Source organism: Nonomuraea salmonea (assembly GCF_042428605.1).
In the GTDB taxonomy this organism is placed as follows: domain Bacteria; phylum Actinomycetota; class Actinomycetes; order Streptosporangiales; family Streptosporangiaceae; genus Nonomuraea; species Nonomuraea salmonea.
Genome location: NZ_JBHMCF010000003.1, coordinates 227,981 through 247,420, shown reverse-complemented (window position 1 = coordinate 247,420; position 19,440 = coordinate 227,981). Strand labels below are relative to the sequence as shown.

18 protein-coding genes are annotated in these 19,440 nt (G+C 70.2%); 14 read left to right on the top strand and 4 right to left on the bottom strand.

Features of this window, described 5'->3' with window-relative positions:
* Nucleotides 1–15: 15 nt before the first annotated feature.
* The 5 genes from atpA (at nucleotide 16) to ACFFR3_RS02380 (ending at nucleotide 4,902) form a co-directional block, all read left to right on the top strand.
* Nucleotides 16–1,665, top strand: coding sequence for a F0F1 ATP synthase subunit alpha (gene atpA, locus ACFFR3_RS02400; RefSeq protein ID WP_364378816.1), 1,650 nt, complete (start codon nucleotides 16–18; stop codon nucleotides 1,663–1,665).
* A 3-nt stretch (nucleotides 1,666–1,668) separates the two neighbouring features.
* Entirely contained in the window at nucleotides 1,669–2,571 is a 903-nt protein-coding gene (locus tag ACFFR3_RS02395) for a F0F1 ATP synthase subunit gamma (protein WP_345397581.1), read from the top strand.
* Nucleotide 2,572: 1 nt separating this feature from the next.
* Nucleotides 2,573–4,021: a F0F1 ATP synthase subunit beta gene (gene atpD / locus ACFFR3_RS02390; RefSeq protein WP_345397584.1), complete on the top strand. Its 1,449-nt coding sequence runs from the start codon at nucleotides 2,573–2,575 to the stop codon at nucleotides 4,019–4,021.
* 66 nt (nucleotides 4,022–4,087) lie between these two features.
* Nucleotides 4,088–4,489 (top strand): F0F1 ATP synthase subunit epsilon, encoded by a 402-nt coding sequence (locus tag ACFFR3_RS02385; protein WP_344876149.1) that lies wholly within the window; start codon nucleotides 4,088–4,090, stop codon nucleotides 4,487–4,489.
* A 32-nt stretch (nucleotides 4,490–4,521) separates the two neighbouring features.
* Nucleotides 4,522–4,902, top strand: a complete 381-nt coding sequence (locus ACFFR3_RS02380) for a DUF2550 domain-containing protein (protein ID WP_379482514.1) — start codon at nucleotides 4,522–4,524, stop codon at nucleotides 4,900–4,902.
* Here the strand turns inward: ACFFR3_RS02380 and ACFFR3_RS02375 are convergent.
* Entirely contained in the window at nucleotides 4,899–5,489 is a 591-nt protein-coding gene (locus ACFFR3_RS02375; RefSeq protein WP_345397591.1) for a cob(I)yrinic acid a,c-diamide adenosyltransferase, read from the bottom strand. The genes ACFFR3_RS02380 and ACFFR3_RS02375 overlap by 4 nt on opposite strands.
* Nucleotides 5,490–5,616: 127 nt before the next feature.
* On the opposite strand from ACFFR3_RS02375, the gene ACFFR3_RS02370 reads away from it, so the two are divergent.
* The 4 genes from ACFFR3_RS02370 to ACFFR3_RS02355 all read left to right on the top strand — a co-directional run bounded on the left by ACFFR3_RS02370 (nucleotide 5,617) and on the right by ACFFR3_RS02355 (nucleotide 9,182).
* Complete coding sequence (locus ACFFR3_RS02370) at nucleotides 5,617–6,513, top strand: ABC transporter ATP-binding protein (protein WP_345397594.1); 897 nt, start codon at nucleotides 5,617–5,619, stop codon at nucleotides 6,511–6,513.
* Nucleotides 6,510–7,619: an ABC transporter permease gene (locus ACFFR3_RS02365; RefSeq protein WP_345397597.1), complete on the top strand. Its 1,110-nt coding sequence runs from the start codon at nucleotides 6,510–6,512 to the stop codon at nucleotides 7,617–7,619. Before ACFFR3_RS02370 ends, ACFFR3_RS02365 begins: the two co-directional genes overlap by 4 nt.
* On the top strand, nucleotides 7,620–8,786 hold the full coding sequence (locus tag ACFFR3_RS02360; RefSeq protein WP_345397600.1) for a sensor histidine kinase: 1,167 nt from the start codon (nucleotides 7,620–7,622) through the stop codon (nucleotides 8,784–8,786).
* Nucleotides 8,787–8,864: 78 nt separating this feature from the next.
* On the top strand, nucleotides 8,865–9,182 hold the full coding sequence (locus ACFFR3_RS02355) for an STAS domain-containing protein (RefSeq protein WP_355429893.1): 318 nt from the start codon (nucleotides 8,865–8,867) through the stop codon (nucleotides 9,180–9,182).
* 118 nt (nucleotides 9,183–9,300) lie between these two features.
* On the opposite strand, the gene ACFFR3_RS02350 is transcribed toward ACFFR3_RS02355, so the two are convergent.
* From ACFFR3_RS02350 to nucS, 3 genes are all read right to left on the bottom strand, one after another.
* Nucleotides 9,301–9,843 (bottom strand): TetR/AcrR family transcriptional regulator, encoded by a 543-nt coding sequence (locus ACFFR3_RS02350; RefSeq protein ID WP_345397606.1) that lies wholly within the window; start codon nucleotides 9,841–9,843, stop codon nucleotides 9,301–9,303.
* Nucleotides 9,844–9,987: 144 nt separating this feature from the next.
* The gene (locus tag ACFFR3_RS02345) at nucleotides 9,988–11,460 is read right to left on the bottom strand and encodes an aldehyde dehydrogenase family protein (protein WP_364378802.1); all 1,473 of its coding nucleotides are present in this window, start codon (nucleotides 11,458–11,460) and stop codon (nucleotides 9,988–9,990) included.
* Nucleotides 11,461–11,603: 143 nt separating this feature from the next.
* Nucleotides 11,604–12,266 (bottom strand): endonuclease NucS, encoded by a 663-nt coding sequence (nucS, locus tag ACFFR3_RS02340; protein WP_345397609.1) that lies wholly within the window; start codon nucleotides 12,264–12,266, stop codon nucleotides 11,604–11,606.
* A 36-nt stretch (nucleotides 12,267–12,302) separates the two neighbouring features.
* Here nucS and ACFFR3_RS02335 point away from each other — a divergent pair, with 36 nt between their 5' ends.
* The 5 genes from ACFFR3_RS02335 (at nucleotide 12,303) to ACFFR3_RS02315 (ending at nucleotide 19,336) form a co-directional block, all read left to right on the top strand.
* Nucleotides 12,303–13,760: a 3-hydroxyacyl-CoA dehydrogenase family protein gene (locus ACFFR3_RS02335; RefSeq protein ID WP_379482513.1), complete on the top strand. Its 1,458-nt coding sequence runs from the start codon at nucleotides 12,303–12,305 to the stop codon at nucleotides 13,758–13,760.
* Nucleotides 13,757–14,047, top strand: coding sequence for an Rv1322 family protein (locus ACFFR3_RS02330; protein ID WP_364378796.1), 291 nt, complete (start codon nucleotides 13,757–13,759; stop codon nucleotides 14,045–14,047). Before ACFFR3_RS02335 ends, ACFFR3_RS02330 begins: the two co-directional genes overlap by 4 nt.
* Before the next feature lie 10 nt (nucleotides 14,048–14,057).
* Entirely contained in the window at nucleotides 14,058–14,762 is a 705-nt protein-coding gene (locus ACFFR3_RS02325; protein ID WP_345397615.1) for an alpha/beta hydrolase, read from the top strand.
* Between the two features lie 172 nt (nucleotides 14,763–14,934).
* Nucleotides 14,935–18,213: a LamG-like jellyroll fold domain-containing protein gene (locus tag ACFFR3_RS02320; protein WP_379482512.1), complete on the top strand. Its 3,279-nt coding sequence runs from the start codon at nucleotides 14,935–14,937 to the stop codon at nucleotides 18,211–18,213.
* A gap of 379 nt (nucleotides 18,214–18,592) precedes the next feature.
* Nucleotides 18,593–19,336, top strand: a complete 744-nt coding sequence (locus ACFFR3_RS02315) for an alpha/beta fold hydrolase (protein WP_345397630.1) — start codon at nucleotides 18,593–18,595, stop codon at nucleotides 19,334–19,336.
* The last annotated feature ends 104 nt before the right edge of the window (nucleotides 19,337–19,440 follow it).

Sequence of the window (19,440 nt, the reverse complement as noted above, 5' to 3'; positions counted from 1 at the left end):
GGAGACAGAGTAGAGATGGCGGAGCTTACGATCCGGCCGGACGAGATCCGGGACGCGCTTGAGCGCTTCGTCCAGGCGTACGAACCGGAAGGCGCCGCGCGCGAGGAGATCGGGACCGTCGTCGACGCCGGCGACGGCATTGCCCATGTCTCCGGCCTTCCCTCGGCGATGGCGAACGAGCTGCTCGAGTTCGAGAACGGTACGCGCGGCCTGGCACTCAACCTCGACACCCGTGAGATCGGTGCCGTGGTCCTCGGCGAGTTCGCCGGCATCGAGGAGGGCCAGACGGTCCGCAGGACGGGCGAGGTCCTGTCCGTGCCCGTCGGCGACAACTTCCTCGGCCGCGTGGTCGACCCCCTGGGCAACCCGCTCGACGGCAAGGGAGCCATCGAGGCCGAGGGCATCCGTGCCCTTGAGCTGCAGGCCCCCTCGGTCGTCCAGAGGCAGCCGGTGAAGCAGCCGCTGCAGACCGGCATCAAGGCGATCGACGCCATGACGCCGATCGGCCGCGGCCAGCGCCAGCTGATCATCGGCGACCGTGGCACCGGCAAGACCGCGATCGCCGTGGACACCATCCTCAACCAGCGTGAGGGCTGGCTGTCGGGCGACCCCGAGCAGCAGGTCCGCTGCGTCTACGTCGCCGTCGGCCAGAAGGGCTCGACGATCGCGCAGGTCAAGGCCCGCCTGGAGGAGGCGGGCGCGATGGAGTACACCACCATCGTCGCCGCCCCGGCCTCCGACCCGGCCGGTTACAAGTACCTTGCCCCCTACACCGGCTCGGCCATCGGCCAGCACTGGATGTACCAGGGCAAGCACGTTCTGATCGTCTTCGACGACCTGACCAAGCAGGCCGACGCCTACCGCGCCGTGTCCCTGCTGCTGCGTCGCCCGCCGGGCCGTGAGGCCTTCCCCGGCGACGTCTTCTACCTCCACTCCCGGCTGCTGGAGCGCTGCGCGAAGCTCTCCGCCGACATGGGCGGTGGCTCGATGACGGGCCTGCCGGTCATCGAGACCAAGGGCAACGACGTGTCGGCGTTCATCCCGACCAACGTCATCTCCATCACCGACGGTCAGTGCTTCCTGGAGACCGACCTGTTCAACGCCGGTGTCCGCCCGGCGATCAACGTCGGTATCTCGGTGTCCCGAGTCGGTGGCTCCGCGCAGGTCAAGGCCATGCGCAAGGTCTCCGGCACGCTGAAGCTGTCGCTGTCGCAGTACCGCGACCTCGAGGCGTTCGCCGCGTTCGCGTCCGACCTCGACGCCGCCTCGCTCGCTCAGCTGGAGCGCGGTCAGCGGCTGGTCGAGCTGCTCAAGCAGCCCCAGTACGCGCCGTTCCCCGTCGAGCGTCAGGTCGTGTCGGTGTGGTCCGGCACGAGCGGCGAGCTGGACGAGGTGCCGGTCGAGGACATCCGCCGGTTCGAGGGCGAGTTCCTCGACTACCTGCAGTCCTCGCACAAGGGCATCCTCGACACCATCCGCGAGACCCGCGAGATGTCCGACGACACGGTGACCGCTCTCAAGGACGCCATCACGGAGTTCAAGAAGGGCTTCACCACCTCCTCGGGTGAGCTGCTGGTCAAGGACGAGCCGGTCGCTCCGCTGGGTGCCGACGAGGTCGGCCAGGAGAAGATCAAGAAGGTCGTCCGTCCGGCGGAGAAGAAGTAGCAGATGGGTGCCCAGCTAAGGCAGCTGCGCCGGCGGATCACCTCGGTGAAGTCCACCGCGAAGATCACGCGCGCGCAGGAGCTCATCGCCTCTTCACGGATCGTGAAGGCGCAGCAGCGGATGCAGGCGGCGCTGCCGTACGAGCGTGAGATCACTCGCGCCGTCACCGGCGTCGTCAGCAACGCGGCCAGCGTCGACCATCCGCTGACCGTGGCGAAGGAGAACCCCGCCAAGGCGGGCGTGCTCATCGTCACCAGCGACAGCGGGTTCTGTGGCGGCTTCAACGCCAACGTGCTGCGCGAGGCCGAGGCCCTGCGCGGCCTGCTGGAGGGCCGCGGCCTCGACGTCGTGCCGTTCGTGACCGGCACCAAGGGCGTCACCTGGCACACCTTCCGTAACAGGGAGATGGGCGGCAGCTGGACCGGCTTCACCCGCCGGCCGGCCTACGCCGACGCCAAGGAGATCGCGAACACGCTGATCGAGTCGTTCAAGGACGACAACGGCATCGACGAGATCCACATCGTCTCGACCGAGTTCGTCTCGATGCTGACGCAGAACGTCGCGGTCAAGCGCGTCCTTCCGCTGGAGGTCGAGGAGACCGAGGCGACGGAGTCCACCGTGATCCCGCCGTACTTCGAGTTCGAGCCGACCGCGGGCGACGTGCTGGAGACGCTGCTGCCGCGCTACGTGGAGTCGCGCATCTTCACGGCGCTGCTGCAGTCCGCGGCCTCCGAGGAGGCCGCGCGGCGGCGCGCGATGAAGTCGGCGACCGACAACGCCAACGAGCTGATGCGGGTGCTCACCCAGCAGATGAACCAGGCTCGCCAGGCCGAGATCACCCAGGAAATCAGCGAGATCGTCGGTGGCGCCAACGCGCTCGCTGACGCCGCAGCGGGGAAAGAGTGAAATGACTGCAGAGGCTGTAGAAACTGTGGAAGCCCCCGCGGCCGGCACTGGCCGCGTGGCACGTGTCACCGGCGCCGTCGTCGACGTGGAGTTCCCCGTCGATGCGATGCCCGACATCTACAACGCGCTCAACGTCGAGGTGACCCTCGGTGGCGAGACCAAGACCCTGACGCTCGAGGTCGCCCAGCACCTGGGCGACAACCTCGTGCGCGCCATCTCCATGCAGCCCACCGACGGCCTGGTCCGCGGCCAGGCGGTGAGCGACTCCGGCGCCCCGATCTCGGTGCCGGTCGGCGACGTCGTCAAGGGCCACGTGTGGAACGCGCTGGGCGAGACGCTCGACGTGCCGACCTCCTCGCTGAAGGTCGAGGAGCGCTGGCCGATCCACCGGCCGTCGCCCCCCTTCGACCAGCTCGAGTCCCGCACCGAGCTGCTGGTCACCGGCATCAAGGTCATCGACCTGCTCACCCCCTACGTGCAGGGTGGGAAGATCGGCCTGTTCGGCGGTGCCGGCGTGGGCAAGACGGTGCTCATCCAGGAGATGATCCGCCGTGTCGCCCGTAACTTCGGCGGTACGTCGTGCTTCGCCGGTGTCGGCGAGCGCACCCGTGAGGGCAACGACCTCTGGCTGGAGATGGAGGAGGCGGACGTCCTCAAGGACACCGCGCTCGTCTTCGGCCAGATGGACGAGCCGCCGGGCACCCGTCTGCGGGTCGCCCTGTCGGCGCTGACGATGGCGGAGTACTTCCGCGATGTGCAGAAGCAGGACGTGCTGCTGTTCATCGACAACATCTTCCGCTTCACGCAGGCCGGTTCCGAGGTCTCGACGCTGCTCGGCCGTATGCCGTCCGCCGTGGGTTACCAGCCCACGCTGGCCGACGAGATGGGTGTGCTCCAGGAGCGCATCACCTCGACGCGTGGTCACTCGATCACCTCCATGCAGGCGATCTACGTCCCCGCGGACGACATCACCGACCCGGCGCCGCACAACGCGTTCGCGCACCTCGACGCGCAGACCGTGCTCTCGCGGCCCATCTCCGAGAAGGGCATCTACCCCGCGGTGGACCCGCTCGACTCCTCCTCCCGCATCCTCGACCCGCAGATCGTGGGCGAGGAGCACTACGCGGTGGCCCAGGAGACCAAGCGGATCCTGCAGAAGTACCGCGAGCTCCAGGACATCATCGCGATCCTCGGTATCGACGAGCTGTCCGAAGAGGACAAGGTCACCGTCCAGCGGGCTCGCCGCATCGAGCGCTTCCTGTCGCACCCGATGTACGCGGCCGAGGCCTTCACCGGCCAGCCGGGCGAGACCGTGCCGCTGGACGAGACCATCGCCTCGTTCAAGGGCCTGTGCGCCGGCGAGTACGACCACCTGCCCGAGCAGGCGTTCTTCATGGTCGGTGGCATCGAGCAGGCCATCGCCAAGGCCAAGGAACTCGAGCGTCGCTAATCGCCCCACGGTGGTGGTACGGCAGGAGCGCCGTGCCACCACCTGATCGGAAAGGAACCTACACAAGTGGCGAAGCTACGCGTAGGGGTTGTCTCACCCGAGCGTGAGATCTGGTCGGGCGAGGCCGACATGGTGATTGCCAAGACCGTGGACGGCGAGATCGGTATTATGCCGCAACACGCACCTGTGCTCGGCGTCCTCGTCGAGGGCGGGGTGCTGCGCGTGAAGCGGGAAGGCGAGCCGGAGCTGGTGGCGGCGGTGCACGGGGGCTTCATCTCCGTCGCCGACGACGAGGTCTCCGTGCTGGCCGAGGTGGCCGAGCTCGGCTCCGAGGTCGACGTGGCGGCGGCTCGTGACGCTCTCGACCGGGCCCAGGCCTCGATCGAGGCCAACCAGGAGGACGCCGACGCGGCCGTCGAGGCCAAGCGTGCCAGGGCCCGCCTGCGTGCGGCGGGCGAAGAGGTTTAATAGCACCTATCAAGCGGGCTCAGGGGGGCGGCATGGTGGCGACGGTTGTGATTCTCGTAGTGCTACTTGCCGCCCTCATCGTCGTGCGGGGGGCCATGCTGTCCCGCGCGCGTGGGAGCGTACCGTGTCGGCTGCGCGTGGGGGAGCGCGGATGGCAGAGCGGGGTGGCCCGCTACGCCGACGGGGAGCTCCACTGGATCCCGCTGCTGGGCGTCCGACTCAGGCCGCGTCACGCTATCGCGAGGCGCGGCCTTGTCGTAACCGCCCGCAGGGAGGTTGACGGCGGCCTGTTCGCGGTCGACTGCTCGGGCAGCACCCGGGGCATCTCGCTGGCGATGAGCGCCGACGCCATGACCGGGTTCCTGGCCTGGCTGGAGTCGGCGCCGCCGAGCGCTTATCTGGACGTCGCCTAGCGGGTGCCGCCTGGCTTCCAGAGGATCTCCCTGCCGTCGTGGGCGACGCGGCAGGCGATGAACAGCAGGTCCGACAGGCGGTTGAGGTATTTCGCGGTCAGCGGGTTGGTGTCGTCGTGCGCCCGCATGGCCGCCCACGCCGAGCGCTCGGCACGGCGTACGGTGACGCGGGCGACGTGCAGGGCGGCCGTGGCGGGGTCGCCGCCGGGCAGGATGAAGCTCCGCAGCGGCTTGAGGCCGGCGTTGAAGCGATCGCACTGCTCCTCCAGCCACTCGATGTACGACGCCTCGACCCGCAGCGGCGGGAACTCGGGCTCGGCCACGACCGGCGTGGCGAGGTCCGCCCCCACGTCGAACAGTTCGTTCTGCACCCTGACCAGCACCTCCGCCAGCTCGGCGGGCAGCGTGCCGTGTGACAGCGCGACGCCCAGGTGGGCGTTGGCCTCCTCGACGTCGGCGTAGGCGACGAGCCGGGGGTCGGTCTTGTGGGTGCGGCTGCCATCGACCAGCGACGTGGTGCCGTCGTCACCGGTACGGGTGTAGATGCGGGAGAGTACGACCGGTTTGTCCTTGTCGGCGCGCGTCATGGGCACAGCGTAATGACAAATGTCATCGGGATCGGACGCGGGATGCACCTCGGGCCGGTGATTTCTCCGACTGGCCGGGCCAATGGGGCAAACGCCACCATGGACGCATGACGAAGGAGATGACCTGATGCTCGAGATCAGCGAGCTGCGCAAGACTTTCGCGGGTGGTCCCGGCGCCCCGGGCGGCAAGCTCGCCCTCGACGGCGTCAGCTTCAGCGTACGGCCGGGCGAGATGTACGGCTTCGTCGGCGCGAACGGCGCCGGCAAGACCACGACGATGCGCATCGTGATGGGCGTGCTCCAGGCCGACTCCGGCTCGGTGAGCTGGCAGGGCAGGCCGCTCGGCTACGACGCCCGCCAGCGCTTCGGCTACATGCCGGAAGAGCGCGGGCTGTACCAGAAGATGCGGGTGGGCCAGCAGATCGAGTACTTCGGCCGGCTGCACGGCCTGAGCGCCACGGCCGCCAAGAAGGCCACCGACGACCTGCTGCAGCGCCTGGGACTGATCGAGCGCAGGAACGACGCCGTGCAGGCGCTGTCGCTGGGCAACCAGCAAAGGGTCCAGCTCGCGGTGGCGCTGGTGCACGATCCCGAGGTGCTGATCCTCGACGAGCCGTTCTCCGGGCTCGACCCGATCGCGGTGGACGCGCTCGCCGCGGCGCTGCAGGAGCGCTGCAGGAGCGGCGTGCCGGTGATCTTCTCCAGCCACCAGCTGGAGCTGGTGGAGCGGCTGTGCGACTCCGTGGGCATCGTCTCGTCCGGCCGCATGGTGGCCACCGGCACGGTGGAGGAGCTGCGCGCGGCCGAGGGCGGCACGACGGTGGTGGCCGTCCGGGACCCGGCGCCCGGCTGGGCCGACGGCCTGCCCGGCACGGTCACGGTCGACGGCGATCTGCACATCCTTCGCACGAACACGGGTGACGGCCAGGAGCTGCTGCGCCGCGCCATGAAGGCGGGCGCGGTCGAGCGCTTCGGCGCCGAGCACCCGTCGCTCACCGAGATCTTCAAGGAGGCCGTGGCGTGAACGGACTGATGCTGGTCGCCGGGCGTGAGATCACCACGCAGGTCAGGACCAAGGGGTTCGTGATCGGCCTGATCATCACGGCGGTGCTGGTGGGGCTGCTGTCGTACGCGCCCAAGCTGTTCGACGGCGGGGACTCCTACACGGTGGGCACCGTCAACTCCGAGCAGCTGCCGCTGGACCGGGCGGCGCCGGACATCACGTTCGAGTGGCGCCAGTTCGCCGACGAGGCGGCGGCCAAGACCGCCGTGCTGGCGGGCGACGTGGACGCGGTGCTGGTCGACGGCACCAGGGTGCTCACGGACGGCGAGATCGACCAGGAGCTCGGCGTGCTCATGCAGAGCGTGAACCGGGAGGTCAAGCTCGGCGCCGCGGGGGTGAACATCCCGCCGCTGCAGGTCCAGTCGGTGGGCGCGGACACGCGTTACGAGGCGGCCAGGACGGGCATCGCGACGGTCCTCGTCTTCGTGCTCTTCTTCATGATCATCGGTCAGGTCGTGATGGTGGCCATGGGCGTGGTCGAGGAGAAGGGCAGCCGCATCGTCGAGATCCTGCTGGCCTCGGTGCGGCCGTGGCAGCTGCTCGGCGGCAAGATCCTCGGCCTGGGCGTGGTCGGTCTGATCAATTTGGTGACGATCCTGGTCGTCGGCCTGGTCGCGGCCTCGGCCTCGGGCCTCGCCGCGGACTTCCCGCCCGGCATGACCGGGCTCGTGGTGGCGGTCGTGCTCTGGTTCGTGCTCGGTTACGCCTTCTTCGCCACGCTGGCGGCGGCCTCCGGCTCGCTGGTCTCCCGGCAGGAGGAGGTCAACACCGTGATGACGCCGCTCACCATGGTCATCATGGGCACGTACTTCGTGGCCTTCTACGCCGGCAACGAGCCCACGAGCACGCTGGCCACGGTCGGGTCGTTCATCCCGCCCTTCTCCTCGATGATCATGCCGGTGCGGATGGCCGCGACCGAGGTGCCGGTGTGGCAGGTGGCCGCGTCCATGGGGCTCATGATGCTGGGCGTGGCCGGCGTGCTGGCCTTCGGGGCGACGGTGTACCGCCGGGCCGTGCTGCGGACGGGGGCGCGGCTCAAGCTCACCGAAGTCCTCCGTACGCGGTAGATGGACACGATCGAACAGGCGCGTGCGATCACCAAGAGGGTGCTCGGGTTCGCCTTCCTCGCCTCCTGGATCCTGATCGGCCTGGCCGTCTTGAGCGCACTCGCCGACGGTCAGTTCGTCGGGTGGCGGGTGGCGCTGGGCGCGGTCGCCGCGGCCGGCTTCACCTGGGTCGCCTGGCAGGTGGTGGACGAGCTCCTGGACCGCCGCTACCCCACCAGGAAGGTGGGGATGGCGGCGGTCCTCGCCGTGCTCGCGGCAGCCCTGGGCGGGGCCGAGCCGGTCGGGTGGGGTTTCCTGCTCCTGTGCTGGTTGTCGATCGCCGTGCTGGAGATCCCCAAGCGCTGGTCGTACGTGGTGGCGGCCGGCACGTGGGTGACCGGGGTGGGCCTGTCGGCGCTCAGCGGCGGGACGATGCTGTCGGAGATGTTCTCCGGCATGACCCTGATCCAGCGGTTGTTGCTGGACGCGATGGCGTACGGCCTGCTGTGTGTGATCATCCCGCCCTCCAACCGGGTGTGGATGTGGATCTGGAGGCTGGCCGTCGAGGCGCACCGGGGCAAGGAGGCGCACACCAGGCTGGCGCTGGCCGAGGAGCGGCTGCGCTTCTCCCGCGACCTGCACGACCTCGTCGGACATCAGCTCTCCGCCATCGCGGTCAAGACCGAGCTGGCGGTACGCCTGTCGGACGTGGACGCCGGCGCGGCCAAGGCCGAGATGGCCGAGGTGAACGCGCTGACCAGGAAGGCGCTCAAGGAGTTGCGGCAGGCCGTGCGCGGCTACCGCGAGCTTGACTTGACCGCTGAGCTGAATAGCGTGAAGAGTGTGCTCGAAGCGGCGGGGGTCCGCTGCGAGGTGGCGCTGCCCCACCGCGAGTCACCGGACGGAGTGGCGCCGGTGTTCGCGTTCGCGGTGCGCGAGGCGGTGACGAACGTGCTGAAGCACAGCACGGCGACCTTCTGCGACATCTCCTTCCGGTTCACTGCGGACGAGGCCGAGCTGACCGTGCGCAACGACGGTGTGGCCCGCAGGAAGGCGGCCGACCTGGGCAGTGGCCTGGCGGGGCTGAGCGAGCGGCTGGCGGCCGTGGGAGGCGCGATGACCGCCCAGCCGACAGGAGACGGACATTTCCTGCTACGAGCGGTCGTGTCACTCCCGATAGCTGGGTAGGGAGATGGTGAGGTTTTACCTCGTCATGCGCTGTACGCAGCGCTGTGACCACGCCGTGTGCGTGACTGAGGAGGTGGCATGCGCGTCCGGGGCAATCCGCGGGCCCAGGTGGTGAGGATCGGTGCCCGGCTCGACGCCGGCACGTCGGCGGGGGTGCGCGAGCGGCTGCACGAGGCGCTCGACTCCGGCGAAGGAGACCTGATCCTCGATCTCTCCAAGCTGGAGATGATCGACGCGACCGGGCTCGGTGTGCTCGTGGGCGCTCATCGGCGCGCGATCAGCGTGCGACGCCGCCTCGTCCTTCGGGGGGTGCCACCGCGGATCATGCGGATCCTCGCGGTGACCCGGCTGAATCGGGTGCTGAACGTGGAGGTTCCCGAGGCCGCGGTGGCCTGATGTGACATATCGGAGCGGGCGACGATCAGCCGTCGCCCGCTCTTTTTCTGCATTGACTAAATGGCGATTTCGGCCGGGTCACTCCGGCTGCAAATGTGCAATGGTATTGAACGGACGATCAGGTGGGGCCCAGTGCGCGGTTGAAGATGTGCACCGCGACCTCGACGAGTTCGTCGATCTCCGGTTGATCGTCGGCCAGCAGCCATTCGATGAGCAGCTCTTGTAAGGCCCCTATGGCGCCCAGCGCGACCAGCCGCCGATTGAGGCCGCCGGCGAGCGGGAAATCGGCGGACGCCTCCTCGACGAGCTTGGCGAAGGAGCCGATCGCACGCTGGCGGGACAGGGCCAGGACGTCGCCTGATCGGCGTACTTCGACGTGCATGATGCGCGCTCGCCGCCAGTCGGCGGTGGCGAACTCGATATACGCGCGAATGCCGGCCGTCACCCGGCCGTCGAGCGTGGCAGGCGCGTCCTGAACGGCCTTGGCGACGACGGCCAGGCTTTCGTCCACGCAGCGCTCGTGCAACGCCTGCAGCAACTCTTCGCGGCCGCCGAAACATTCGTAGAAGGCCCTGTTGGAGATCCGCGCCTCCGAGCAGAGTCTTTCGATGGTCGTCGCCGCGAAACCCGGCTTCGCGTATAGCGTGTACGCGGCCGTCATCAGCCGCTCTCGTCTGTCTGCCAGCCTTTGCTCAGCCGACATTCCCCGGTAAGACCGGTTCACATTCCACCCGTCCAACATGATCGTGGCCCCCAGAGCACACAATTATGGACGGATGATCGGATCTGGGAAAGGGTAAGAAGATTACCTTTTACGTCTTCCATGCAAGAACGTGACAAGCCTGACCAGTCGCTCAAGTTCGGCGGGGCCCCTGTTGAACGAGGTGATGTTCATCCCCGGCATCGCGAAGCGCTGCCGCGAGATGGCTTTGGGCCTGGCGAATTCCCGCAATCCGTCGGCGCCGTGGATGCGGCCGAACCCCGAGTCGCCGACTCCGCCGAACGGCAGCGAGGGCACTCCCGCGAACGAGATGACCGAGTTGATGGCCGTCATGCCGCTGCGCATCAGCCGGGCCAGCTCGGTGGCGCGGCGGGCGTTGCGGCTGAAGATGGTGCCGCCCAGCCCGTACGCCGAGGCGTTGGCCAGCTCCAGCGCCTCCTGCGCGTCGCGGGTGCGGCGGACGGTGATGGTCGGGCCGAAGGTCTCCTCGCGGACGGCGGGGGAGTCCTCGGGCACGTCCTCGACGATCACCGGATCCACGTACGGCGCCCTGACCGCGCCGGAGCCGCCGGTGACCGTCCTGCCCGCCTTGACCGCGTCGTCGATGTGCCGCTTGATGACGTCCACCTGGCCCGGCATGGTGATCGGGCCGTAGTCCTCGCCCGCCTTCAGCCGGGCCGCCCGGCCGGTCAGCTCGCGCATGAAGCCGTCGTAGACCGCGTCCACCACGTAGACCCGCTCGACGCCCACGCAGGTCTGGCCGGCGTTCGACATGGCGCCCCACAGGCAGGCGTCGGCGGCGGCGGCGAGGTCGGCGTCGGCGTCCACGATGAAGGCGTCCTTGCCTCCGCACTCGGCGACGATCGGGGTGAGGTTCTCGGCGCAGGCCGCCATCACCCGCTTGGCCGTCGCGGTGGAGCCGGTGAAGGCCACCTTCTTCACCCGGGGGTCGCCGGCCAGCGCCGCGCCGGTCTCGCCGAGGCCCGTGACGGTCTGGAAGACGTCGTGCTCCGGCACCGACTCCCTGAACAGCTCGGCCAGGCGCACCCCGATGCCGGGGGTCAGCTCGCTGGGCTTGAACACGACGGCGTTGCCGGCCGCGAGCGCGTACGCGATGGAGCCCATGGGGGTGAAGACCGGGTAGTTCCACGGGCCGATGACGCCGACGACGCCGAGCGGCAGGTATTCGAGGGTGGCGGCCAGGTTGAGGCCGATCATGCCGGTGTTGACCCGGCGGCGGCCGAGCACCTTGGCGGCGTTGCGGGCCGCCCAGTCGAGGTGGGTGACGGCCAGGACCAGCTCCAGCGTGGCGTCGCCGACGGGCTTGCCGTTCTCCTCGTGCACCAGCGCGGCCAGCTCCCTGATGTGCTGGGTGAGCACCGCCTTGTAGTCGAGCAGCCGGCGCCTGCGCTCGGCGTGGCCCAGCGCGGCCCACCACGCGGCGGCCGTCTCCGCCCGGCCCACGGCCTCGTGCACGGCCTCGGGAGTGGCCTTCGGGTGGCTCCCGACGACCGCGCCGGTCGCCGGGTTGAGTGAGTCGAACGTCAGGGTCGTCATGGCGTCACGATAATCCGGTAAGCCACCGCTTACCAGAATGTCCGGAGACGTCCGTGGCGGCCGCTGAAGGCGGGGCCGCCGTAGAGGGCCTGGCCGGTGGGCGTTCGGCCCGCAGGGGCGCGTGCAGCGCCGTGCAGGGGAGCTCAGAACAGCGTGGGGTTCTCCGGCTCGATGCCGCGCAGGGCGTCGTAGTCGAGGGTGACGCAGCCGATGCCGCGGTCGGCGGCGAGGACGCGGGCCTGCGGCTTGATCTCCTGGGCCGCGAACACCCCGCGTACGGGCGCCAGGAGCGGATCGCGGTTGAGCAGCTCCAGATAGCGGGTGAGCTGCTCGACCCCGTCGATCTCGCCCCGGCGCTTGATCTCCACCGCCACCGTCGCGCCCGAGGCGTCGCGGCACAGGATGTCGACGGGACCGATGGCCGTCATGTATTCGCGGCGGATGAGGGAGTAGCCGGGGCCGAGCGTCGTGATGTGCTCGGCGAGCAGCTCCTGCAGGTGGGCCTCGACGCCGTCCTTGATCAGGCCCGGGTCGACGCCCAGCTCGTGACTGGAGTCGTGGAGGATCTCGGCCATCGTCAGCACCAGCTTCTCGCCGGTCTTGCCGTGGGTGACCGTCCAGGTCTCGCCGTCCTCTTTGAGCTTGCACGGCGGATTCATCCAGTTGAGCGGCTTGAAGGCGCGGTCGTCGGCGTGGATGCTCACGCTGCCGTCGGCCTTGATGAGCACGAGTCTTGGGGCCATCGGCAGGTGAGCCGTGAGCCGTCCGATGTAATCCACGCTGCAGCGCGCGATGACCAGCCGCATGACCGTCCACCTTAGTGCCTCTGGAAAACTGAAGGCATGGCGTTCGAACGGGTGGGTGTGGTCGGCCTGGGCACGATGGGGGCCGGCATCGCGGAGGTGTTCGCACGGGCGGGGCTGCGCGTGCTCGGTGTCGAGGCCGACGCAGAGGCGCTCGCGCGCGGCCGCTCGCTGCTGGAGGGCTCCACTGGGCGGGCGCTCGACAAGGGCAGGCTCACCGGGGAAGAACGCGCCGCGATCCTGGGCCGGGTCACGCTGACCACCTCCAGGGAGGACCTGCGCGAGGCCGATCTCGTCATCGAGGCCATCCCCGAGCACCTCGACCTCAAGCTCGCGCTCTTCGCCGACCTCGATCGCATCTGCAAGCCCGAGACCGTGCTCGCCACCAACACCTCGTCCCTGTCCGTGACGGCGATCGCCGCCGCCACCGGGCGGCCAGGCCGCGTCGTCGGCCTGCACTTCTTCAACCCCGCGCCGGTCATGCGGCTGGTCGAGGTGGTGCGCACCGTGCTGAGCGAGCCCGGCGTCGTCGACGAGGTCGCCGGGCTGGCGGGCCGGCTCGGCAAGACCGCCGTGACCGTGGGCGACCGGGCCGGGTTCGTGGTCAACCGGCTCCTGCTGCCCTACCTCAACCACGCCGCCGTGCTGCTGGAGCTGGGCGTGGCCACCCGGGACGACATCGACGCCGTCATGCGGCTCGGCGCGGGGCTGCCCATGGGGCCGTTCACGCTGCTCGACCTGATCGGGCTCGACACCGCGTACGAGATCATGGAAGTGCTCCACGACGAGACCCGCGACCGGCGCCACGCGCCGTCGCCGCTGCTGCGCGAGCTGGTCACCGCCGGGCGGCTGGGCCGCAAGTCGGGCGCCGGGTTCTACTCCGGCGAGCCGCCACGTGCCCCTGACGGCGGGTCGCGGCCGGGGGTGACGGCGTTCGAGGTGGCCGGGCCTGGGGCCGACGAACTGGCCGAGCGGCTCGGCGCGGCCGGGTTCAAGCGGTCGGGCGACGATCCCGACGTCGTGCTGCGGCTGGCCGACCGGCCGGTGGTCGAGCACGCCGTACGCCTGCGCGACCCCGCCAAGCTGGTCGGCGTGCGGTTGCACGGCGACCGGGCGGCCGAGCTGGCCGTCACCGCGCTCACCTCGCCCGCCGCCGTGGCCGCCGCGAGCGACCTGATGAAGGTGCTGGGCCTCGCGGCCGTGCCGTGCAAGGACCGCGCCGGGTTCGTCGCCGACGCGCTGCTGCTGCCCTACCTCAACGACGCCGTCCGCATGTACGACGCCGGCTACGCCTCCATCGCCGACATCGACACCGCCATGCGCCTGGGCTGCGGCTACCCCGCCGGGCCCTTCGCGACCATGGAGACCATGGGCCTCGCCCGCGTACGCGACGGCCTGCGCGCCCTCTACGCCGAGTACCGCGAGCCCGCCTTCGCCCCCGCCCCCCTGCTCGATCAGCTCGTCGTCGCCGGCGCGAGCACGTTCCCCCGCTCATGAGCCCCCGCCGCGCCCGCCGCAGGGAGTCCACCCGCCCCTTCGGCTTCCCGACCGGGCTGGACAAGGTGGAGGAGTGGCCCGACGGCGAGTGGAAGGTCCGCGTGCTCACCGGCGCCTCCTCGACGAAGAACTACCGCTGTCCCGGCTGCGATCAGGAGATCCGCAGCGGGCAGCCGCACCTGGTGGCCTGGCCCAACTGGCCGGGCGGCGACGAGGAGCGCCGCCACTGGCACCAGGCCTGCTGGCGTAAGAGACTCGACCGCGGCCCGGGCCGCACCCGCTACTGAAGGGATCGATGTGGAGATTCGCGCGGCGACCGTGCTGCCCGCCCGGCGCGAGCCGATCGAGCTGCACACGGCCGACGGCCTGACCCTGGTCGGCGAGCTGGCCCAGCCCCTCGACCGGCCGCCGGTGGCGACGCTGGTCACCCTGCACCCGCTGCCCACCCACGGCGGGTTCATGGACAGCCACGTCTACAAGAAGGCGGCCAACCGGCTGCCCGCGCTGGCCGACCTGGCCGTGCTGCGCTTCAACACGCGCGGCACCTCCTCCGAGCGCGGCACCTCACAAGGCACGTTCGACGGAGGCGAGGGCGAGCGGTTCGACGTGGCGGCGGCCCTCGAATACGCCGAGTTCCACGACCTGCCCCGCGTCTGGGTCGTCGGCTGGTCGTTCGGCACCGAGCTGACGCTGAAGTGGGCGCACGACCCGCTGGTCGAGGGGGCGATCCTGCTGTCGCCGCCGCTGCACAGGGCCACCGACGCCGACCTCGACAAGTGGGCGGAGTTCGGGCGGCCGCTGGTGGCGCTGGTGCCGGAGTTCGACGACTACCTGCGGCCCGACGAGGCCAAGGCGCGCTTCGCGCGGGTGCCGCAGGCCGAGGTGATCGGCGTCGACGGGGCCAAGCACCTGTGGGTGGGGGAGCCGTACGTACGGATCGTGCTCGACGAGATCGTCCGGCGGGTCAACCCCGCCGCGTCGCCGCTGCCCACGGAGGTATGACGGTTCTCTCCATCGTGCCCGCCTGCGCTGAAGAGAATTTTGAGCATTATGAGCAGAACTCTGGTGTTCGCGATCGACGCGGGTGAAAATCCGATCATCACGTGAAGATCGTGGAGACGCCGGGCGTTCGCATGTCCGCGCGTCATCCCTGCTCAGCATGGGCGAGGCACGTATGCGATTAGTGCACGGGCTGGTGGCGGCGGCGTTATCGATCACGACTCTGGCGGTGGCACCACCTTCGGTGGCGGAAGAGGCACCAAGTCCCAGCCCCCCGGCTGGGCGGGCTGCTCCGCCGCAGCCGGCCGACCCCGAGCGGGCCGCGGCCGCGCGGGCCCGCCGTGACGGGCTGCCGGTCGAGGTGGAGGCGCTGCGCAGCGAGACCCGTACGGTCTTCGCCCAGCCCGACGGCACCATGAAGATGGAGCTGAACGTGCGCCCGGTCCGCGTCCGCAAGGACGACCGCTGGGTGCCCGTGGACACCACGTTGCACCTGCGCCCCGACGGCGCGGTCGAGCCGGTCGCCGCAGCGGTAGGGCTGACGTTCTCCGGCGGCGGCGACAGCGCGCTCGCCCGCCTCTCGCGCGGCGGCAAGTCGATGGAGCTGGGCTGGACCGGCCCGCTGCCCACCCCCACGCTGAGCGGCGACACCGCCACCTACGCCGAGGTCAGGCCCGGCGTGGACCTCCAGGTCACCGCCGACGTGGACGGCTTCTCCCACGTGCTGGTCGTCAAGTCGCGGGCCGCGGCCGAGAGCCTGACCGAGCTGGCGTACCCGCTCGCCGCACAAGGGCTGGAGCTGGAAACCGACGCGGCCGGCAACCTGGAGGCGATCGACGGCAACGGCGGCACGCTGTTCATCGCGCCGACCCCCAAGATGTGGGACTCGAAGGGCCTGCCCGACCAGAAGGCGTTCAAGGAGGGCCGCTCACCCGAGGCCCGCGAGGCCGTCATGGACGTGGAGCTGAAGGACAAGAAGCTGCGGCTGCGGCCGGATCGCAGGATGATGACCGATCCCGGCACGAAGTTCCCCATCTACCTCGACCCGTACTTCTCGGCCGCGCGCAACGCCTGGACGGCCGTGTGGAGCAACTGGCCCAACTCCAACTACCTCAACTCCAGCGACGTCGCCCGCGTGGGGCACGTCGAGTCGCAGAAGAACCGCTCGTTCTTCCAGATGAACACCGGCTCGACCATCCACGGCAAGCAGATCATCTCGGCGACGCTGCGCACGTACGAGACGTGGTCGTACTCCTGCAGCGCCCGCAAGGTCGAGGCGTGGGCCACCAACACCATCAGCAAGTCCACCACCTGGAACAAGCAGCCCTCCTGGGTGACCAAGCTGGACACCAAGAACGTCGCCAAGGGCTGGGGCACGAGCTGCAAGCCCGGCGGCGTGGAGTTCAACGTCACGCCGCAGGTCGTCAACGCCGCCGCGAACAACTGGGCGAACGTCACGATCGGCCTGCGCGCCACCAGCGAGACCGACGTCTACGCGTGGAAGAAGTTCAGGAACAACCCGAGCCTGAACATCGAGTACAACTCCTACCCCGGCGTCCCCGCGGCCGCCGACGTGTGGTCGGACCCGGGCGGCCCCTGCGTCTCCGGTGACGACCGGCCGGTCATCAGCACCGCCACGCCCAAGCTGTGGGCCAGGCTGAAGGACGCCGACAACTCGGTCAAGGGCCGCTTCGAGTGGTACGACGAGGCCGGCACCAAGACCGGCGAGTACGTCACCCCCTCCGGCTCGTCGGGCACCGCCTTCTCCGCCACGATCCCGCAGGCGCTCTTCGCCGACGGCGCGCTCGTCCGCTGGCGGGTGCGGGCCGAGGACGGCAAGGCCAACAGCGCGTGGAGCCCGTGGTGCGAGGCCACCGTAGACGCCACCGCCCCCGGCAGGGAGCCGGTCGTCACCTCCACGGACTACACGGAGAACGGCTGGAGCGACGGCGCCGGTCTGGCGGGCGCGTTCACCTTCGACCCCGACGGCGTCACCGACGTGGTCGCCTACGTCTACGGCCTGGACACCACGCCGAAGACCGAGGTGGCGGCGGGCGCCGACGGCCGGGCCACGATCCGGCTCACCCCGTCGCACGACGGCCCCAACGTGCTGGCCGTGCGCAGCAAGGACCGCGCGGGCCAGCTCGGCCCCATCCGCATCTACGTCTTCAACGTCAACCCTGGGCGGGCGCCCGCCGCCCACTGGACGATGGACGACGGCCAGGGCGGCGCCGCCGCCGACGCCACAGGGGCGCACCCCGCCACGCTGTACGGCGCCACCTGGACCTCGGGCCGCACCGGCGGCGCGCTCCGGCTGGCCGGCGCCTACGCCCAGGCGTCAGGGCCGGTCGTCGACACCACCCGCAACTACACCGTCGCCGCGTGGGCCCGCCTGACCGGCACCGCCGGCGACGCCACCGTCCTCACCCAGGAGGGCACGAGGACGGGCGCGTTCGCGCTGCAGTACGCCACGGCCGACAACCGCTGGGCGCTGGTCGCGCCCGGCTCCGACACGGACGGCGCACCCGCCGCCCGTGCCCTGTCGGCCGCCGCGCCACGCCTCAACGAATGGGTCCACCTGACCGGCGTCCACGACTCCGCGGCGGGCCGGATCTCGCTCTACGTGAACGGCAGGCTGGAGGGCACCGCCGCCGTCACCACCGCATGGAACGCCACAGGCCCCCTGACGATCGGCCGCGGAAAGGTCGCCGGGGCGGCTTCGGGCCACTGGCCCGGGGACGTCGACGAGGTGCGCGTCTATGACCGCGCGCTGTTCGCCGACGAGGTCGCCGATCTGGTCAACAGCGCTGCCACGCTGGTCGGCCACTGGAAGCTGGACGAGGAGTCCGGCTCGTCGGCGGCCGACTCCTCGGGCCGGGCGACCGCCGCGTCGCTGTCCGGAGCCGCCTCGTGGACGTCGGGCTGGCTGGACGGGGCACTCGCGCTCGACGGCGTCAACGGGCACGCCCAGACCGGCGGTCCCGTGGTGGACACCAGGTCGAGCTTCACCGTCACCGCCTGGACCCAGCTCGACTACCTTCCTGCCCGCGACAGCGCGGCCGTGGCCCAGCCCGGCAGCAGGGCCGCCGGGTTCCAGCTCGGCTTCGACAAGGAGCAGGGCAGATGGACGCTCGGCATGGCGGCCGCCGACACCGACGCCGCCGCCCTCGTACGGACGCGCTCCGACGCCATCCCCAACCCGATGGAGTGGACGCACGTGGCCGGCGTGTACGACGCGCTCGCCGGTCAGCTGCGGGTCTACGTCAACGGGCGGCTGGCCTCCACCACCGTCACCAGCCACCTGAGCACGTGGAACGCCACCGGGCCCGTGCAACTCGGGCGGACGAAGCTGGCGGGCGCCTTCACCGGCTACTGGCCGGGGGCCGTGGACGACGTCCGTGCGTATGACGGGGCGCTGAGCGCGGAGCAGATCGCCGCGCTCGCCGCCCAGTGATCGGCTGATCTGAGGGCCCGGCGGCTCGAAGACGAAGACGAGGTACGTCTCGTACGCCGCCGGGCCCTCGGCGCGGCGGGCGTTGACCGCGTGCAGCGCGTCGAGGAGGAAGCCGGCGTTGGTGGGCCGGCGTTGGTGGCGTCGGGAAGGGCGGGACGCTTTCCTGCCAGGTTTCACCTCGGGGGGCCCGGGACGGTCGTGCCTGGATTGTGCGGGTGTTTTATGCGGCGGGCAATGTCACTTTTAGGGCGGACATTAGCTGTGTGCGGCATTTAGCGAGATATTTGGCATGGGCCATTGAGTGAATGTCGCCGTGAACCGCGTTACCGTGAGGTCCGTGCAGCTCTACACGAGATCGGCCGGGACCGGAATCCCGCTTGTGCTGCTTCACGCGTTCCCGCTTTCGTCCGCCATGTGGCTGGCCCAGCGCGAAGGGCTGGCCAAGGTCTGCCGCGTCATCACGCCTGACCTGCGCGGCTTCGGCGGGTCGCGGCTGGGCGACGACGAGCCGTCACTCGACCTGATGGCCGACGACGTCGCCGCCCTGCTCGACGCGGAGGGCATCGACAAGGCCGTGATCGGCGGACTGTCGATGGGCGGCTACGTGACCATGGCGTTCTGCCGGCGGCATCCCGACCGGGTGCTCGGCGTCATCCTGGCCGACACCAAGGCCAGCCCCGACCCGCCCCCGGCCAGGGACAACCGCGAGCGCATCGCGCAGGCCGTGCTTGAGTCCGGCAGCGAGGTGCTGGTCAGCGAGGTCCTGCCCGCGCTCATCGGGCCGACGACCAAGGAACGCCGTGCCATGGTGTTCGGCCGCGTCAAGGGCCTCGTCCAGTCGGCGCCACCCGGCGCGGTCGCCTGGGCCCAGCGCGCGATGGCCGCCCGCCCCGACTCCTCCGACACCCTGACCGCGCTGAAGGTGCCGCTGCTGGTCATCGTGGGCGAGGAAGACGAGCTCTCACCACCGTCCGACGCCGCCGCCATGGCCAAGGCAGTCCCTGACGGCCGCTTGGAGATCATCCCGAAGGCCGGCCACCTGACCGCCGTCGAACAACCAGAAGCCTTCAACACCGCGGTCACGGAATTCCTCCGCACAGAACTCCCCGCCCCCCGCCCCTGACCCCAGGCATACGCACCGCCCATCTCCGCCAACCTGCGCGGTCACGCTCCGCCCACCCCCGACGTGCGCACAGAACCGCGCGACCTGGCCCGCGCACGGGGCTG

Coding starts and splice junctions, on each gene's coding strand:
- atpA (WP_364378816.1), top strand. CDS start 16: ATGGCGGAGCTTACGATCCGGCCGGACGAGATCCGGGACGCGCTTGAG.
- ACFFR3_RS02395 (WP_345397581.1), top strand. CDS start 1,669: ATGGGTGCCCAGCTAAGGCAGCTGCGCCGGCGGATCACCTCGGTGAAG.
- atpD (WP_345397584.1), top strand. CDS start 2,573: ATGACTGCAGAGGCTGTAGAAACTGTGGAAGCCCCCGCGGCCGGCACT.
- ACFFR3_RS02380 (WP_379482514.1), top strand. CDS start 4,522: ATGGTGGCGACGGTTGTGATTCTCGTAGTGCTACTTGCCGCCCTCATC.
- ACFFR3_RS02375 (WP_345397591.1), bottom strand. CDS start 5,489: ATGACGCGCGCCGACAAGGACAAACCGGTCGTACTCTCCCGCATCTAC.
- ACFFR3_RS02370 (WP_345397594.1), top strand. CDS start 5,617: ATGCTCGAGATCAGCGAGCTGCGCAAGACTTTCGCGGGTGGTCCCGGC.
- ACFFR3_RS02360 (WP_345397600.1), top strand. CDS start 7,620: ATGGACACGATCGAACAGGCGCGTGCGATCACCAAGAGGGTGCTCGGG.
- ACFFR3_RS02355 (WP_355429893.1), top strand. CDS start 8,865: ATGCGCGTCCGGGGCAATCCGCGGGCCCAGGTGGTGAGGATCGGTGCC.
- ACFFR3_RS02350 (WP_345397606.1), bottom strand. CDS start 9,843: ATGACGGCCGCGTACACGCTATACGCGAAGCCGGGTTTCGCGGCGACG.
- ACFFR3_RS02345 (WP_364378802.1), bottom strand. CDS start 11,460: ATGACGACCCTGACGTTCGACTCACTCAACCCGGCGACCGGCGCGGTC.
- nucS (WP_345397609.1), bottom strand. CDS start 12,266: ATGCGGCTGGTCATCGCGCGCTGCAGCGTGGATTACATCGGACGGCTC.
- ACFFR3_RS02335 (WP_379482513.1), top strand. CDS start 12,303: ATGGCGTTCGAACGGGTGGGTGTGGTCGGCCTGGGCACGATGGGGGCC.
- ACFFR3_RS02330 (WP_364378796.1), top strand. CDS start 13,757: ATGAGCCCCCGCCGCGCCCGCCGCAGGGAGTCCACCCGCCCCTTCGGC.
- ACFFR3_RS02320 (WP_379482512.1), top strand. CDS start 14,935: ATGCGATTAGTGCACGGGCTGGTGGCGGCGGCGTTATCGATCACGACT.